The sequence below is a fragment of the Haloarcula regularis genome, from assembly GCF_029338315.1.
Classification (GTDB): Archaea; Halobacteriota; Halobacteria; order Halobacteriales; family Haloarculaceae; genus Haloarcula; species Haloarcula regularis.
In genome coordinates, this window is sequence record NZ_CP119794.1 from 2,996,407 (window position 1) to 3,011,425 (window position 15,019).

Below are 15,019 nucleotides of genomic sequence, written 5' to 3' on the forward strand. Positions count from 1 at the left end.
TTGTTAATGTCCCATCGCCGCATCCCCGGGCGGCACACCTCGTCCCGAGCATCGGCACGAGGCGGAGAGCGGTGGCCGCGAGGGTCCGTCCGAGCCACAGGCGTCGCTCATCGTCACGCGAAGCGACACCGCTTTTGCCATTCTTGCTCTCACTCGCGATGCGGCGTGAACCGTCGGCAGAACCCCTCTCGCGGGCGGAAAACTCAGATATCAGCTCGTCCGGACCGGAATCCACCAGACCCGCGAGCGCCCCCCGACCTTCTTGCTGGTGACGTCCGTCTCCGCGGCCAGGCTGTGCAACTTGTTTAGCGCCGTCCGGCGCGAACAGCCCAGCCGGTCGGCGACTTCCGAGGCCGTCAGTGGCTCCGCGTAGTCGTTCCGGTCTCTGAACACCTCGATGACGTCGGATTCGGTGTACTGGACTTCCCGTCCGGGTGGTGACATGTGAGAAATCACGACGGCCTGGTACTTATACTGTCGGTCGTCCATGAGGAACGCCTCGACGTCCCGCGGTCTACCCGGCGACAGGCATGTTACAGGGGTTGTAACAGGTGTCGGGATCGGTAACGGGTGCGCGAGAATAAGTATAGACTGTTCCCCCCGCATTATTCGGGTGGGACGCTCCAGTCCCACTGGCCTGGATGCCAGGTCCGCCAGGGACCCTTCGATTCGGCCTTCCATGGTCCCCCATTCCCCCTCCACCCCCGTTCCGGTCGCCCGGTCCCCCGTCTGACATCGCGCCCTCGTATCACTCCTGTGAGTCGGCCACGAGTGTCTCCAGCGGGTCCGCCCGTTCCTTGCGTCGCTCGTACTGCGCGTGCGCCCACTCAATGACGGACTCGTCGGCCGACTCGATGGTCGCCCTGAGGTTGTTCCCGTCGTCGTAGACGGCCAGACAGCACCCCGTGTCGTCCAGTAACAGCCCGAACGACAGTGGCGCCTCGTGGACGAAGATGTCGATACCGCCGTGTTCTATCCCCCGCTCGAACGCCGTCGGGAAGTCCGAGGCGGAGCGGGCGATGACGTCCCGGTCGACGACGAGCGTCATCTCGACGTCCGAGTCGAGGAGTTCGGCCGCCACCTCGTTGAACGACTGGGAGACGATCGGCGAGATGGCCCGTACCCGTCCCTCGGCCGATCGGAACCGGTCGATGAGCCGGCTCACCGCCGCGAGCGGGTCCTGTTCGGTCCCCCGCGTCATCGTGCTCTCGATCAGCAGCGCCGCGGGGAACCGGTCGGCCACCGGTTCCAGGTGCGTCGCGACGGGGCCGAACTCGCGGGCCCGTTCGACTTCGGTCAGCAGCGACCGGTACCGCGTCAGCACCCGCCGCCCGGTCACCGTCGGGTGGTACTGCCCGTCGCGTTTGTAGACCCAGTCGCGCTCCCTGAACCCGGCGAGGATGCGCTGGACGGTCGTCCGCGTCGCGTCTACCCGGTCGCGTAGGTCGCAAGGTCGTGCCGGCGTCTCACACAGGGCCGACAGCACCGCGAACCGCTGGGGGGACCCAGTGAGAAACTGGACGTCCCCGAAGGCCGCCTCGTCGGGTTCCATTGGTTTACAGTACCAGGCCCCTGCGTGTTTAGTGTCACGATTGTGTAGCTGTCGATCGCGTCATCGACCGACCGGGCGGACGAAGACGGTCACGCGCGTCTCGCCGCGGGGTGTCGTCGTCGTGACGTCGAGACCGACGCCGACGACGTGGGTGGTGCCGATCCGGTTCTGGACGAGGACGCCCCGGTCGACGACGCAGGCACCGAACTCTCGGGCCGGGCCGCCCGGACAGCGCTCGTCGGCCCACGCTTCGGCGACGGTCCCGTTGTAGGTCACCGCGTGGACCGTCCCGGCGTCGACCCGCGAGGTCCGGAGTCGCTCGAGTCGCGGTTCCAGTCGGTCGCGGACCTCCGTCACCGCGGCCCGCCGGCGCGACCAGGCGTACTCGCCGGTGACGCCCGACTGCGCAGTCGCGACCGCCCGGTCGAGCGCGCGCCGGGCGTCCCGCGTCGGATCGCCGTAGTCCCCCGTCGCCCGGACGTCCCCGTGGTAGCCCAGCTGGAGTGACGCGAGGACGACCGGCGCCAGCGCGACTGCGACGAGCGCCGCCGCCACGAGCACGAGCTGGCCCCGTCTCACGCGTACCACACCTCGATGCGGACCCGGCCGTACCCGGTCGGGACCGTCGCCGTCCCCGTCGGGACTCCATCGGGTTTCGGGAACCCGACGGTCCCGTGTGGCGTCACGACCCGGTACATCACGTTCGCGGGCACGATGCGGTCGACGCGGCGTTCGAGCGCGCCCCGTTCTCGCTCGAAGGCCGCTTCGCTGCGCAGCACCTCCCCCAGCCGCGTCGTGCCGCCGTGACGCGGCGCCTCGGTTGCCACCACCGTCGCCGTATCCTCGGCGTAGGCCGTCAGCTGGGGCGTCCGCGTGTCCGGCGCCGGTGTCCCGAGCGCGAATCCCAGCGCGACGCCGAGTATCAGCACGGCACCCAGCGCCACCTCGACCAGCGACAGCGGGAGTTGCGCCCTAGGCATCGACGCTCACCGCCAGCGTGGCCTTCGTCGTCCGGGCGGCGTCGTAGGCGACGGTCACGTCGCCCTCGTCCAGCGGACCGGCGAACCGAAACCGGAGCGTCGCCGTCTCGTAAGGGACCAGCGACACGTCGAAGCGCCCCTCGAGGCCGCCTTCGTCGTGGAGGACGACCCTGTCGTCGGCCCGGACCGTCCAGACGGTGGTCCCGTTCGGCGGCGCCAGGGTCACCGTCGCCGCGCCGGTGCGGCGGGGGAGCGTCACCGTGGCGGTGGCTCCAAGGTCCGGGGTCAGCCTCTCGCGCGTCCGCTGCTCGACGAGGACGATGCGCCGGACCGTCGTCCCGCCCTGCGGGGTGCCCCGGCGCGCAATCGTCCGGCCGTCGAGGGTGACGCGGACGTCGTACGCGTCGTCGGCCGGGGCGACTCGTGGGAGGGCGCCGCCGTCGAACGACCGGACCCGGTCCCGCGCGAGGACGTTCTCCCGGACCGCCAGCGGACCGTCCGGCGCGACCAGGTGGTCGGCGAGCGCGGCCGCGGCGCGTCGCTCGTCTGGCGTGCGGTCGCCGCCGCCGATGGCCGCGTCGGCCATCCCCAGGCTCAGACCGGTCACCACCGTGAGGACGACGAGCGCGAGCGCCAGTGCCGGGAGCGTCGTCTGCGCGCGGCCCCGTCGAGCGCCGGGCGGTTCGACCCTCGCGTCGCTCATCGTTCCTCCAGTTCGACGGTCAACTCGTCGGGCGACCCGTCCACTGTCACCACTGTCTCGGCGCCGCTCTCCCAGGTCCCGGCGAGCGCGCCGACGCGGTCCGACAACACCGGGCGGGTCCGACCTCCGACGGACGGGTCGGGGTGGACCAGGACGAGCTCGCGCCCGTCCGTCCGAATCTCGTAGGCCGCCCCGCCGATGGTCGCCGGCAGGTCGACCGGGTACCGCGCCGACGCCGCCCGCCCGTCCGGTGGCACGGCCTGTTCGACGCGGGCCGTCGCTTCGGCCAGCGTCCGCTCGCCCAGCTCGCTCCCGACGGCCGCCCGGTAGGTCGGGACGGCGCCGCCGTACAGCGTCGTCGTCAGGAGGCCGATATAGACCACCACCAGCCCCAGCGCGAGCAGCTTCTCGACGACCGGACTGACCGCGCGGTTATCCATGGGCCACCTCCAGGCGCATCCGGTGGACCACGAGGTACAGCGTCCGGTTCCCGGGGAAGGTGGCGTGGACGCTCCGGACCCCGTCGTCGTCGAGGTCACGGATCTCCGTCGTGGCGTTCTGCCGCCGGAAGTAGCGGGCCAGTGGGCCTGGTGTGGCCGTCTCCAGTGCGACCCCGTACTCCCGCTCGCCCAGTTCGATCCGCTCGTGGCTGACGTTCGTCCGGAGTCGCGCCGACGCGCCGCCGTTCCCGGCGACGCCCTCTCCGCGGGCCCCGAGGCGCGGCGCGCCGACGACGAGCGTCTCCCCGTCACGCGTGACCGTGACGGGCGGGTCCCGCTCCAGCCACGCGTTCCCGGCCGTGCCGCGAACCACGCTTCCAGCGAGGAACGCGACCCGGGACTGACCGGAGGCGTACACCAGCCCGCCGACCTCGACCGTTCGCACGACACCCGCGGACGTCGTGATTCTGAGGTCACGCTCGACGGTCGACAGGCGCCCCTCGGTGAAACTGACCCGCGCTTCGTTCGGCCCGGTGTGTTCGACCGGCCGGAGTTCGGTCCGGAAGGCGTGTTCGACACGTGTCTCGTCGGCCGCCGCGGTCTGGCCGTCGACGACGGTGCCGACGGCCGCCGTCAGGCCCCCCAGCGCGACCACGGTGATGCCAAGCAGCAGGACGACGCCGACGACGTGTGACTGGCCGCGCGACGGCGTCCGACTCACAGCAGCCCCACCCCCGCGAAGACGACGTAGGCGATACAGACCTGCCCGCCGGAGTGAAGCAGCGCCTCGTAGACGCCGCGGCTGGCCGTGCCGGCGAACCAGCCACAGGCGAGCATCGTCGCCTGGGTGACGACGTAGAACCGGTATCGTGCCCGCTCGGGGTCGACCGCGGCTGGGTCGAAGGCGACGGTCGACCCGTCGGCGACGGCCGACAGCTGGGTAAACTCGGCCAGGACGTAGACGTTGACGGCGACGGTGATGCCAAGCACCAGCAGGGCCGTCGTCCAGCCGACGGCGACGTAGACCAAAAGCGCCGAGCGGAGCGACTTGCGCTGGTGGTAGAGCGTCCCGATCTCGGTCTGCAGGGTCTCGAAGACGTCCTCGCTGTCGCTCCCGGCGTCGAGCGCGCCGACGACGAGCCCGATGGTCTGTTCGGCCAGCGGCGTCCCGACGCGCTCGACGAACTGCTCGAGCGCCGCCGAGCGTCCGTTGGTCGCCTCCCCGTCCGGACTGTCGCTCAGGCCAAGCGTGAACGCGAGCGCGTCGACGTCCGCGGCGAGCGCCCCCAGTTCCACCTCCGCCGCCACCCGCCGAACCGCCTCGGGGAACGGCCGCCCGAGGGCGACGTGGCCGGCGACGGCGTGGACGAAGTCCTGTATCTCCCGGTCCTTCGCGTCGTCACGGCGCGCCCTGCGGACGGCGACGGCGCCGACCGGGAGCCCGACGGCGACGTACGACAGCAGGCCGACGTTCAGCGGTCGGTAGCCCAGCGACCAGAGACCAGCGGCGACCAGCACCCCGGCCGGCACGGCGACGACGAGCGCGCTCGCGGGGTTCGTGTGGGCCGTCGCGAGCGTCGCCAGCGGACCGTCGGGCCGGTGGTACGTCGGCGTCGCGGTCGTCGTGGGCCGCAGCGAGTGGACGAGCCAGGACGCGAGGACCCCGGTCACCAGGACGAACCCCGCGCTCGCGTAGACTACGGCCGCCCTGACCGTGGTCTCGCCCAGCGGGGTCGACACCGGCGCCGACAGCCCTGGCGCGAGCACGCTCATGACGGTGACGATGAGGACGACCAGCGCCGGCACCACCAGGAGGACGACGAACAGCTCCGCGAGCAGTTCGAGGTAGCCGGTCGCGCGCTCGTGGCGGCGGGTCTGCTGGTGGGCGAGGAGTCGCCCCTCCATCTCCAGATAGCCCGCCAACGCCTCGGTGCTCTGGTTGGCGTGTTCCTTGAACTTCAGCAGGAACGGTGCGAGCAGGTCCCGGGAGGGCGTCTCGCCCGCGACCTGTTCGAGCCCGTCGTCCAGGCTTCCGGTCAGCGCGCCCCGGTTGAGCGCACGCCGGAACGCTCGGCCCGTCTCGCCGTAGGCGTCCTGCCGGGCCACCGCCCGGAGCATCGCCTCCCGGTCGTGGGTGCCGGAGGCGAGCACGCGGAGGTACCGGACGGCGCCGGGGAGCGTCGCGGCGATGTCGGCCCGTCGACCGGCGGCGACCCACGAGAGGTAGCGGTCGCCCAGCCGGAACACCGCGGTCCGACAGCAGAGCCCGGCCGCCGCACTGGCGACGAGCAGGAGGACCGCCCGGGGGACCGTCGGCAGCGGCAGACGGTTGAGGACCGGCAGACTCTCGCCGACCACGGCCGCGAGCCGGGTGACTGCGGCCGGCGGGGCGAGTGCGGCCAGCGTCGCGGTGCCGGTGATACCGGCGACGAGCGCCAGCCACGCGAGGCCGTACAGCCGCGCGACGTAGAGTCCGAACCCGGTGTCTGGGTCGGCCGCCCGGTACCGGGCCCGCGTCGCGGTGTGGCGGTCGTCGTCGGCGTGGTGGGCAAAGAGTGCGTACAGCCCCGGTCGACGATACCGAGCGGGGGACCGTCAGTCGTCATCGCTCCGGACCTCCGGGCGGTCGGGGCCCGACTCGCCGGCCCGTCGTCGCAGTCGCTCGACGGTCGCGGCCTCGTTGGTCTCTAAGTCCGCGAGCACCTCGAACAGCGACTCGAAGTCCGTGATTCCCTCCCGGACCAGGTACTGCACGTAGCGGTGCCGGCGGTGCAGCGCGGCCTCGACGTCCTCGATCGGTTCGTCGCGGAGCCTCGCCAGGCGCTCGAGGACGGCCGTCTCGACCGACCGGGCCTCGTCGCCGAACTGGGGGTGCTCGTATGCGAGGTCGTAGGTCCCGTCCGGCCGGCGCCGGCAGACGCTGTTCCAGTGGACGGTCGTCCCGTCCTTTTCGATGGTTCCGGAACGGTCGTCGCGGTACCGGGGTTCGTCGACGAACTCGACGACCTCGGCGACGTACCGCTGGCCGTCGACGTGCCGCGGGAAGACGACGAGGTCGATCTCCGCGAGCAGGTACGTCGGGACCCCCTTCTCGATGACGCGGTTGACGAGCGTCTCCACGTCGTCGGCGTGCGTGGTGCCGATGACGCCGTGGCCGGTGTTCAGCGTCTCCGCGAACGTCTCGAACGACTCGGGCGTGTTGATCTCGGCGATGACCTCGACGTCCGGGTTCAGGTAGTTGCACTGGGTCATCAGGTCGGCCATCGTCACCCGCCGGTGGTCGCGCTCGTGTTCGCGGGTGGTCAGCGAGACGCCGGTCTCGTGTGGGATGCGCACCTCGCGTGATCCCTCGTCCATGCTGATGGGCCGGTCGCGGTAGGGGACGAAGGGCATGTGGGCATTCATGAGCGTCGTCTTCCCTGCGCCCGTCGGGCCCGAGAACAGCACGACGCCGTGGGACTCGTAGAACAGCCACAGCAGGGCGACCAGCGCCGTCGGGAGCGAGTCGCGTTCGACGAGGTCGACCGGCGTCATCGCGTCGGCCGATTGCTTGCGGATGGAGATGTGCGGGCCGCCCTCGCTGATCGTCGGGAGGGCCACCGCACAGCGGATGGTCTCGTCGGCCTCGCTGTCGCCGTCGGGGTCGATGTTGACCTTCGCGCTCGGATTCGAGGCGTTGAGCTCGGTGCCGTCGTCGGCCGCCAGCTGCATCACCACGTTGACGAAGGCGCTCTCGGACTCGAAGGCGAGGTTCGTCGGGACACGGCCGTCGTGACCGAGGTCGGCTCGGGGAAGGACCTTCACCCGCTCGCCCACCCGGTTGGCCTCGATGTCCTCGAGCGTGTGGTCGCGGATAGGGACCGTCAGTTTCCCGTAGCCGACCAGGTCGCGCATCACGTAGTACAGCAGGTCCTCGAGTCGGTCGGCGGCGAAGCGGTGGTCGACCGGCGGCACCGCCAGGTCGAGCTCGGCGAGCGCCGAGCGCACGCGGTAGCGCACGGCGTCGAGCCACTCGGTCGTGTTGCGGACGGTGAGCTGTCGGGCCAGATGGGCCCGCGCCCGCTCGCGGACGAACGCGGTGCGGTCCTCGACGAGGCCGTCGACGTTCGTCTCCCAGATGCGCTCCTTGCAGGCCTCGATGAGCTGTTCGTCGCCGGGCAACAGGTCCGGTTCCCGGACCGCGTACTTCGTCGTGAACGGGTCCGACCCCAGCAGGTGCTCGCGGTAGACGACGACCGGCACCTCGAACCCCTCGAAGGAGACGGTGTGGCGCTCGACGCGCTCGCTGGCGAACCGGTCGATGAACGCCGGCTCCGGCCCCAGGTCGGTTTGGGCCGGCGCGTAGTCGTCGGTGTGCACCACGACGCCGTCGTCGGTGACGTCGGCGACGTCGATGCGGTGGTCCAGCGCGTACGGCGTCAGGTCGTCCAAACAGGCCAGCGAACAGGCCGCGTGGTAGTCAACGCGTCGGCGGACGGCCGGCGAACACTCCACCAGTCGGTCGATGACCCGGCGGTGTTTCGGGTCGAATCCGCCGTCCATGCGCTCGATGGCACCCTCACGCGTTCGGGGACGCTCGACGTGTGCACCCTCGAAGTGCGATTCGACGGTCGCGAGGGCGTTCGCAGCCGGCGTCGAGAGCAGCGGTTCGCGGACCTCGTACCCGAACTCGCTGCCCGCCCGGCGGATGGTGACGACCACGCCGGGATAGATCTCGTCCTGTTCTCGGACGTCCGGAGCGTACCAGGCCCCGGGGTCGTCCGGCGGTACCGGTGCCGGCACGGCGGCGTGCCAGGCTGTGTCCGCGTGTCGGTTCATGTCGGGTCGTTCGACGCCCGATCGGACTTAAATTTTAGTATAGAATACGTCTGATTTTATCGTAGTACTGTGGGTATTCTTTTGCCCGCGGGACTGCGCTCACCCCTCGGTCGGGTCAGTCTCGACGCCGGACACCTCGAAGCGCGCCCCGCCGTCCGCGCCGTCGGTGAGGCGGAGATCCCAGCCGTGGGCGTCGGCGACCTGATCGGCGATGACCAGTCCGAACCCCGTGCCGTCGTCGGCCGTCGAGTAGCCCCGCTCGAAGACCTGTTCTCGTTCGGCCGGCGGGATTCCGGTGCCGTCGTCCTCGACGTAGAACCCGTCCGCGATGTCGCCGATGGTCACGGTCACGTCGGTCCCGCCGTGGTCCACCGCGTTCCGGACGAGGTTCTCGAGTAGCTGTTTCAGCTGGCTCTCGTCGGCCCGCACGCGCATCGTCGCCTCGACGTCGAGTGTCGCCCCGTCGGTCTTGACCGTCTCCCAGCAGGCCCGCCCGACGTCGGCGAGCGAGATGGGCTCCGGGTCGAGCGTCTGGCCGTTGTGGCGCGCGAGCGTCAGCAGGTCGTCGACCAGCTGGTCCATCCGGTCGTGGGCGCGAGCCACGATGTCCAGTGCGTCGTCGTTCAGGTCTCCGTCGCCCTCCAATTGCTGCTGGACCATCTCGACGCCCGACTGAGCGACCATCAACGGGTTCCGGAGGTCGTGGCTCACGGCGCCCGCGAACATCTCCAGGCGTTCGTTTTGCTCTTCCAGGCGGCGCTCGTACCGCTTCAGCTCGCTGATGTCGACGTAGATGCCGAAGTACTCGTCGCGTTCCCCGGGGACCGGGACCGACCGGAAGAGGAAGTCACCGAGTCCGTCGTCCGTCTGGCGACGCACCTCCCGCCCGAGTGTCCGGTCGCTGCGTATCCGGTCGTCGATGCGCTCGGCCGCGCGCTGGCGGTCCGGCGGGACGATGAGGTCGTTGACCGGTTCGCCGGCGGCGTCCTCGACGTCGTGGCCGAAGGTCTCCTCGAACGCCGGGTTCCCGTCCCGCAGGACGGGGCGGTCGTCCTCGAACTTGACCCGGATGATCGGTTCCGGTACCATCTCGAAGAGCGTCCGGAGCCGGTGGCGCTCGAGTCCCAGCGCCTCGGTTCGTTCGATTTGCTCGAGGGCCGCCGTCGCCGTCGTGGTCAGCGTCTTCATCAGCGAGACGTCGGCCCCGTCGAACTTCGAGACCGCTGTCGACCCGGCCAGGAGCACGCCGTAGTCCCCGAGCGGGAGTATCATCTCGCTCCGGACGTTCGTCTCGGGGTTGAACCGGTCATCGGCGGTCGAGACGTCCTCGAACATCGCCGCGTCACCGGATTCGAAGACCTGCCAGGCGAGTCCGCTCCCGGGCTCGAACGTCGGAAGGGGACCGACCACCTCCCTGGCCTCGTCGGTCCACGCGACCGGTTCGAGGCGGTCGTCCTTTGCCGCCCGGAGGTGGACGGAGTTGACCGGGATGTCGAGGATGTCGCGGGCGGCCCGGACGATCATCTCGGCGACGTCCTGGTGCGTCTCGGCTCTCATCAGCGATCGGGCCGTCTCGTGGAGCTGTTCGACAGCGTCCTCGCGGCGCCGTCGCTCCGTGACCTCCTGGAAGAGAGAACATCGTGACGACCGACCCGTCGTCGTCGGTGACGACGCGGTTGTGCCACTCGCAGGTGATGCGCTCGCCGTCGCCGCGGACGTTCTCGTTGACGTTGCGGGCCTTCGTCCCGGTCTCCATGATCTCGGCGATGACGTCGGCGACGGGGGCCCGGTCCGACGGCGGGACGATCTCCGTCCACTGTTTGCCGACTAGCTCCGCCTCGCTGTATCCCAGGATGTCCTCGGCTGCGGGGTTCATCTGGACGACGCGCATCTCCCCGTCCCACTCGATGACGCCCATCGGCGACTCGTCGACGAGCAGGGACAGGCGCTCCTCGCTCGACTCGTCCTCGCTGCGCGACCGGTATTCGTCGACCGCCGCGGCGACCCTGTTCGCGAGGACGGCGTCCCGACCGGGCTCGTTCGACTGCTGCAGGTAGTCGGTCACGCCGGCGCCGATGGCCTCGCTCGCCACCGCCTCGCTGCCGTGTCCGGTGAAGATGACGAACGGCAATTCCCCGTACCGTTCGCGGACCGTCTCGAGGAACTCGAGACCGGTCCGGTCGGGGAGGTCGTACTCGCTGACGACACAGTCCACCCGTTCCGTCTCGATGCGGTCGAGCCCGTCGCGCACCGAGTCCGCGGTCACGACCTCGAACGAGTCGGCTTCCCGTTCGAGGCACGCCGCGGTGTGGGCCGCGGACGCCTCGTCGCCGTCGACATAGAGGATCCGGGTGGTACGCTCGGCCGCAGACATATGCCGCACAGAATGATGTGACACTGATAATAGTTCGGACGGGATTACTACTGCTGATACTTCGGTGTCGGTGATCGGTGCGGCCGACCCGGCTATTCCCGGACCCGAACCCCGACGTCCTCGCGTCGACAGACCCGGCCCACGCGGTCGGCGAACGGGCCGGTTCCGGGCCACTCGACCGGGGCGTCGAGCGCCGCCGGGTCGCCCACGTAGCACTCGACGCGCCCGTCCGCTGTGTCGGCCCGCGGGGGCGATACCCGGACGTACAGGTCCCGGTCGACCCCCTCGTAGGCGTCGAGGGCGGCGACGTCGGGCGTCCGGAGGAGCCGGCCGTCGGTCGTGCCACCGGGCGCGAGCGTGGGGTAGCGTCCGTCGACGCGGTGGAGGCCGGCGAGCGTGGCCGGCCCGCGGTACGTGTACGTCTCGAGTACCGACGCCGCCGTCGCCGGGTCGGTGAGCGTCCCGTAGACGAAGACATCCATGCCCCCGGTTTCGGGCGCCACGGACATGAACGCCGCCACAACGACATCCCTAATTGCGGCCGGTCACAACGCCCGCTGTGCACCGAGCGACGAGCGGCGGTGAGTCGGCCCGATGACCCGCCGACGGACCGTCGTGCTCGCGGTCATCGTCAGCACCTTCTTCGTCGGGTTCGGCGGCGGCGTCGTCTTCCCCATCCTGCCGAACCTGGGGGCCGTGCTCGGCATCTCGCCGTTCCTCGTGGGCCTCATTCTCAGCGCCAACCGCATCACCCGCATCGTCGCGAACGCCCCGGCGGGGTCACTCATCGATCGGGTGGGGACGCGCACACCCTTCGTCGTCGGTCTCTTCGTCGAGGGGTTGGCGACGCTTGGCTACCTCGTGGCTGTCACCGCGCCGTTCCCGGAGGCCTGGTTCTTGGTGGCTCGGGTCCTCTGGGGGATCGGCAGCGCGCTCGTGTTCGCGACGGCCTACACCATCGCCGCCGACGTGAGCGGCGCCGACTCGCGCGGGGCGAACATGGGTGTCGTCCGCGGCGGCATCACGCTCGGGTTCCCCGTCGGCCTCGTCCTGGGCGGCGTCGTCAGCGAGGCCTACAGCGTCGCCGCCGCGTTCACCGTCGCGGCGGCGTTCGCCATGCTCGCCGGCGCCATCGCCTACGTGCTGGTCCCCGAGACACACGTCGACGACCACCGCGGCGGCGTCTCGCCGCTCGACGTCGACACTACCCGGACCACCCTCTCGGTCGGCCTGGTGAACTTCGGCCTCTACTTCGCGTACCTCGGGGCGCTGTTCTCGACGCTCGTGCTCGTCATCGACGTCAGGGACCTGACGACGCTGGGCTACGGCCCCCAGGGGCTCTCGGGCGGTCTGATGGCGGTGACCGTCGTCGCCGCCTCGGGGCTGACGCTCGCCGGTGGGACGCTCAGCGACGGCGACGGCCGGCGCCTGCCGGTCTTGCTCGCCTTCCTCGTCGTCTCGTTCGCCGGGTTTCTCCTGCTCGCGGTCGCCGGCTCCCTCCCGGCGTTCGTGTTGGCCTGCCTCCTCGTCGGCGCGGGCCAGGGTGGAACCAGCGGGCCGCTGGTCGCGCTCCTGGCCGACCTCACGCCGAGCGAGCGGATGGGGCGGGCGACGGCGACGAACAACGTCCTCGGCGACTTCGGCGGTGCGCTCGGCCCGCTGGTGTCGCTCCCGTTGGTCGACGTGGTCGGGTTCGCCCCGGTCTACGTCGCCTGCGCCGTCGTCCCCCTCCTCGCCGGGGCCCTGCTGGTGGCCAGCCTCTCGACCCGGGGGCACTCGCCGCTGCCCGGCCTGTGGCCGGTCGACGACTGACGGGCAGGTCCCGGGCGGTCCGCCGTGCCGTCTGGCACTCCAGTCGACCAGATTGAACGACGCGAGCGACCCCGCCGCGATCACCCGCCGTCGCCCTCGGGTCGACTCACCGTCGGTGCCTTCGGTCCGTCGAACCCGTCTCGAATGCGTGCGCTCGCCGGGGGGCACGTTCCGGTCCACGTGCCCGAGTAGCCGGTCGGTCGTCCGGGCTTGTCGGCAGGTCGGTCGGGATTGGCCGGGAAACCGGCCGGAGACCGGCGATTACAGTTGACTGTACAGGGGAAATCCAGCCTTGTACTGATGGTACACACGAGTGCATCCCCCGCTGGGTGTACACACAACTGTAAACTGGGGGATTTTATTTCAAAAATAGAAAATAAGAATAAAGTTCTGAAACGGACTAAAAGCACAGATTACGCTCTATGTGGTAGTCGTTTGAGTAACAACTCGTTCTGAACGATTGTCGGGTATAAATAGCCGGTAGGACGAGCCGTCGACTATGCCACCACTGGCATCGACACAGACAGCACAGTACAGTCCGCGACCGGTGCGTCGCGCGCTCCCGGGGGAGGGGCACTGAGATGGCGACCGCACTGCAGATCGGCCTGGCGGTGTTACCGCTGGCGGCCATCGCCTTCCTGATGATCGGCCGGTACTGGCCCGCCACGCGGGCCATGCCCGTCGCGTGGCTCGTCGCGGCCGTCGTCGGCGTCCTCGGGTGGAACATGTCACCACGGTGGCTCGCGGCGGCGTCCATCAACGGGGCGATTACCGCGGTGAACATCCTTTATATCGTCTTCGGGGCCATCCTGGTCCTGTATACGCTCAAGGAGACTGGCGCGTTCGACGTCATCAACGCCGGGTTCACCTCCATCAGCGACGACCGGCGCGTCCAGGTCGTCCTGCTCGTGTTCTTGATGGGGTCCTTTATCGAGGCCGCGGCCGGGTTCGGGACGCCCGCCGCCGTCGTCGGCCCGCTCCTGGTGGGACTTGGCTTCCCGCCGCTGGCGGCCGTCGTCATCGCGCTGACCGGCAACCTGATGGCAATCACGTTCGGCGCCGTCGGGACGCCGCTCATCATCGGCCTCGAGGACATCTTCGCCTCGACCGAGTCCATCCAGTCGACGGTCGCCGCCCAGGGGATGACCATCCCCGAGTGGGTCGCCCAGATCGCCGTCTGGGCCGCGACCTTCCACGTCGTCGTCGGGGCGCTGTTGCCCTTCATCGGCGTGGCGATGATGACGCGCTTCTTCGGCGAGGAACGGTCCATCCGGCCCGCACTGGAGGTCCTGCCCCTGACGCTGTTCGCGTGGGCCTCCTTCTCGGTGCCGTACTGGCTCACCGCGTACTTCCTGGGCCCGACCTTCCCCGGCCTGTTCGGGGCGATGGGCGGGATGGTCCTCACGGTCGGTGCGCTGAAGGCCGGCTTCTTCCACCCCGACGAGGACTGGGACTTCGCGCCCGAGTCCCAGTGGCCCGAGCACTGGATCGGCGACATCCAGCCGGGCGAATCGGCCAGCGGCAGTACGAGGGTCGCCGCCGACGGCGGGCAGGTCGCCGCCTCCGAGTCCATGTCGCTCGTCCGCGCGTGGACGCCCTACGCCGTGCTCGCCGCGCTGCTCGTCCTCACGCGGGTCGTCGACCCCGTGACGAACTTCCTCACCTCGACGCTCGTCTTCGCGTGGCCGAACATCCTCGGTACGGGCATGGACAACAGCTTCGCGCTGCTGTACCTGCCCGGCGCTATCTTCGTCGCGGTCCACCTGCTGACCATTCCGCTGCACGGGATGGACCGGCGCGAGATCACGGACGCCTGGTCCGAGACCATCGTGAAGGTGACGCCCGCGGTGCTCGCGCTGATCTTTGCCGTCGCGACGGTCCAGATCATGATCCAGTCCGGCGAGACGGCCAACGTCGACAGTATGCTGGTGGTCCTCTCGGAGGCGACGGCCGACACCGCCGGCGTCGTCTATCCGTTCTTCGCCGCGCTGGTCGGGGCCTTCGGGGCCTTCCTGGCCGGGTCGAACACGGTCAGTGACATCCTCTTTGGCACCTTCCAGTACAACGTCGCGACCGACCTGGGCGTCTCCCGGACCATCCTGGTCGGCGCCCAGGCCGTCGGCGGCGCTATCGGGAACCTCATCGCGGTCCACAACGTCGTCGCCGCGCTGGCCGTCGTCGGCCTCGTCGGCGAGGAGGGGCGTGTCATCCGCCTCGAGCTCATCCCGCTTGCCTACTACGCCACGATGACCGGCATCTTGGCGCTGCTGTTCGTCTACGTCTTCGCGCCCGGGACGTTCTGAGACGGGTCTGAACGACCCGATCTCGCGGTCTTCGCTC

Annotated in this window: 13 protein-coding genes and 1 pseudogene; 2 read left to right on the forward strand and 12 right to left on the reverse strand. The window is 70.0% G+C overall.

Annotation, left to right across the window (positions count from 1 at the left end):
• Positions 1–210: 210 nt before the first annotated feature.
• The 12 genes and pseudogenes from P1N55_RS16225 to P1N55_RS16280 form a co-directional block, all read right to left on the reverse strand.
• Entirely contained in the window at positions 211–444 is a 234-nt protein-coding gene (locus P1N55_RS16225) for an SgrR family transcriptional regulator (protein WP_276413388.1), read from the reverse strand.
• A gap of 304 nt (positions 445–748) precedes the next feature.
• The gene (locus tag P1N55_RS16230; RefSeq protein ID WP_276276544.1) at positions 749–1,552 is read right to left on the reverse strand and encodes a helix-turn-helix transcriptional regulator; all 804 of its coding nucleotides are present in this window, start codon (positions 1,550–1,552) and stop codon (positions 749–751) included.
• Positions 1,553–1,612: 60 nt separating this feature from the next.
• Entirely contained in the window at positions 1,613–2,140 is a 528-nt protein-coding gene (locus tag P1N55_RS16235) for a DUF7261 family protein (protein WP_276276545.1), read from the reverse strand.
• Positions 2,128–2,532: a DUF7262 family protein gene (locus P1N55_RS16240; RefSeq protein ID WP_276276546.1), complete on the reverse strand. Its 405-nt coding sequence runs from the start codon at positions 2,530–2,532 to the stop codon at positions 2,128–2,130. The genes P1N55_RS16235 and P1N55_RS16240 overlap by 13 nt, the downstream gene beginning before the upstream one ends.
• Positions 2,525–3,235, reverse strand: a complete 711-nt coding sequence (locus P1N55_RS16245; RefSeq protein ID WP_276276547.1) for a DUF7263 family protein — start codon at positions 3,233–3,235, stop codon at positions 2,525–2,527. Before P1N55_RS16245 ends, P1N55_RS16240 begins: the two co-directional genes overlap by 8 nt.
• The gene (locus tag P1N55_RS16250) at positions 3,232–3,675 is read right to left on the reverse strand and encodes a DUF7266 family protein (protein ID WP_276276548.1); all 444 of its coding nucleotides are present in this window, start codon (positions 3,673–3,675) and stop codon (positions 3,232–3,234) included. The genes P1N55_RS16245 and P1N55_RS16250 overlap by 4 nt, the downstream gene beginning before the upstream one ends.
• Positions 3,668–4,396, reverse strand: a complete 729-nt coding sequence (locus P1N55_RS16255; protein WP_276276549.1) for a DUF7289 family protein — start codon at positions 4,394–4,396, stop codon at positions 3,668–3,670. The genes P1N55_RS16250 and P1N55_RS16255 overlap by 8 nt, the downstream gene beginning before the upstream one ends.
• The gene (locus P1N55_RS16260) at positions 4,393–6,240 is read right to left on the reverse strand and encodes a type II secretion system F family protein (RefSeq protein WP_407067201.1); all 1,848 of its coding nucleotides are present in this window, start codon (positions 6,238–6,240) and stop codon (positions 4,393–4,395) included. Before P1N55_RS16260 ends, P1N55_RS16255 begins: the two co-directional genes overlap by 4 nt.
• A 30-nt stretch (positions 6,241–6,270) precedes the next feature.
• A complete protein-coding gene (locus P1N55_RS16265; RefSeq protein ID WP_276276551.1) occupies positions 6,271–8,493 on the reverse strand; it encodes a type II/IV secretion system ATPase subunit in 2,223 nt (740 codons plus the stop codon).
• 99 nt (positions 8,494–8,592) lie between these two features.
• Positions 8,593–10,050 carry an ATP-binding protein gene (locus tag P1N55_RS16270; protein WP_276276552.1) on the reverse strand — a complete coding sequence of 486 codons (1,458 nt, stop codon included), beginning with the start codon at positions 10,048–10,050 and terminating at the stop codon, positions 8,593–8,595.
• A gap of 91 nt (positions 10,051–10,141) precedes the next feature.
• A pseudogene (locus P1N55_RS16275) lies at positions 10,142–10,867 on the reverse strand (PAS domain S-box protein); the annotation flags it as partial.
• 92 nt (positions 10,868–10,959) lie between these two features.
• Positions 10,960–11,349 carry a gamma-glutamylcyclotransferase family protein gene (locus P1N55_RS16280; protein WP_276276553.1) on the reverse strand — a complete coding sequence of 130 codons (390 nt, stop codon included), beginning with the start codon at positions 11,347–11,349 and terminating at the stop codon, positions 10,960–10,962.
• A 112-nt stretch (positions 11,350–11,461) separates the two neighbouring features.
• On the opposite strand from P1N55_RS16280, the gene P1N55_RS16285 reads away from it, so the two are divergent.
• Together P1N55_RS16285 and P1N55_RS16290 are read left to right on the forward strand one after the other, a co-directional pair.
• A complete protein-coding gene (locus P1N55_RS16285) occupies positions 11,462–12,679 on the forward strand; it encodes an MFS transporter (protein ID WP_276276554.1) in 1,218 nt (405 codons plus the stop codon).
• A gap of 581 nt (positions 12,680–13,260) precedes the next feature.
• Positions 13,261–14,982, forward strand: a complete 1,722-nt coding sequence (locus P1N55_RS16290; protein WP_276276555.1) for an L-lactate permease — start codon at positions 13,261–13,263, stop codon at positions 14,980–14,982.
• Positions 14,983–15,019: the final 37 nt, after the last annotated feature.

What these genes read in the sequence shown, in the direction of transcription:
- P1N55_RS16225 (WP_276413388.1), bottom strand. Translation starts at nt 444, where the DNA reads ATGTCACCACCCGGACGGGAAGTCCAGTACACCGAATCCGACGTCATC.
- P1N55_RS16230 (WP_276276544.1), bottom strand. Translation starts at nt 1,552, where the DNA reads ATGGAACCCGACGAGGCGGCCTTCGGGGACGTCCAGTTTCTCACTGGG.
- P1N55_RS16240 (WP_276276546.1), bottom strand. Translation starts at nt 2,532, where the DNA reads ATGCCTAGGGCGCAACTCCCGCTGTCGCTGGTCGAGGTGGCGCTGGGT.
- P1N55_RS16245 (WP_276276547.1), bottom strand. Translation starts at nt 3,235, where the DNA reads ATGAGCGACGCGAGGGTCGAACCGCCCGGCGCTCGACGGGGCCGCGCG.
- P1N55_RS16250 (WP_276276548.1), bottom strand. Translation starts at nt 3,675, where the DNA reads ATGGATAACCGCGCGGTCAGTCCGGTCGTCGAGAAGCTGCTCGCGCTG.
- P1N55_RS16265 (WP_276276551.1), bottom strand. Translation starts at nt 8,493, where the DNA reads ATGAACCGACACGCGGACACAGCCTGGCACGCCGCCGTGCCGGCACCG.
- P1N55_RS16270 (WP_276276552.1), bottom strand. Translation starts at nt 10,050, where the DNA reads ATGAGAGCCGAGACGCACCAGGACGTCGCCGAGATGATCGTCCGGGCC.
- P1N55_RS16280 (WP_276276553.1), bottom strand. Translation starts at nt 11,349, where the DNA reads ATGGATGTCTTCGTCTACGGGACGCTCACCGACCCGGCGACGGCGGCG.
- P1N55_RS16285 (WP_276276554.1), top strand. Translation starts at nt 11,462, where the DNA reads ATGACCCGCCGACGGACCGTCGTGCTCGCGGTCATCGTCAGCACCTTC.
- P1N55_RS16290 (WP_276276555.1), top strand. Translation starts at nt 13,261, where the DNA reads ATGGCGACCGCACTGCAGATCGGCCTGGCGGTGTTACCGCTGGCGGCC.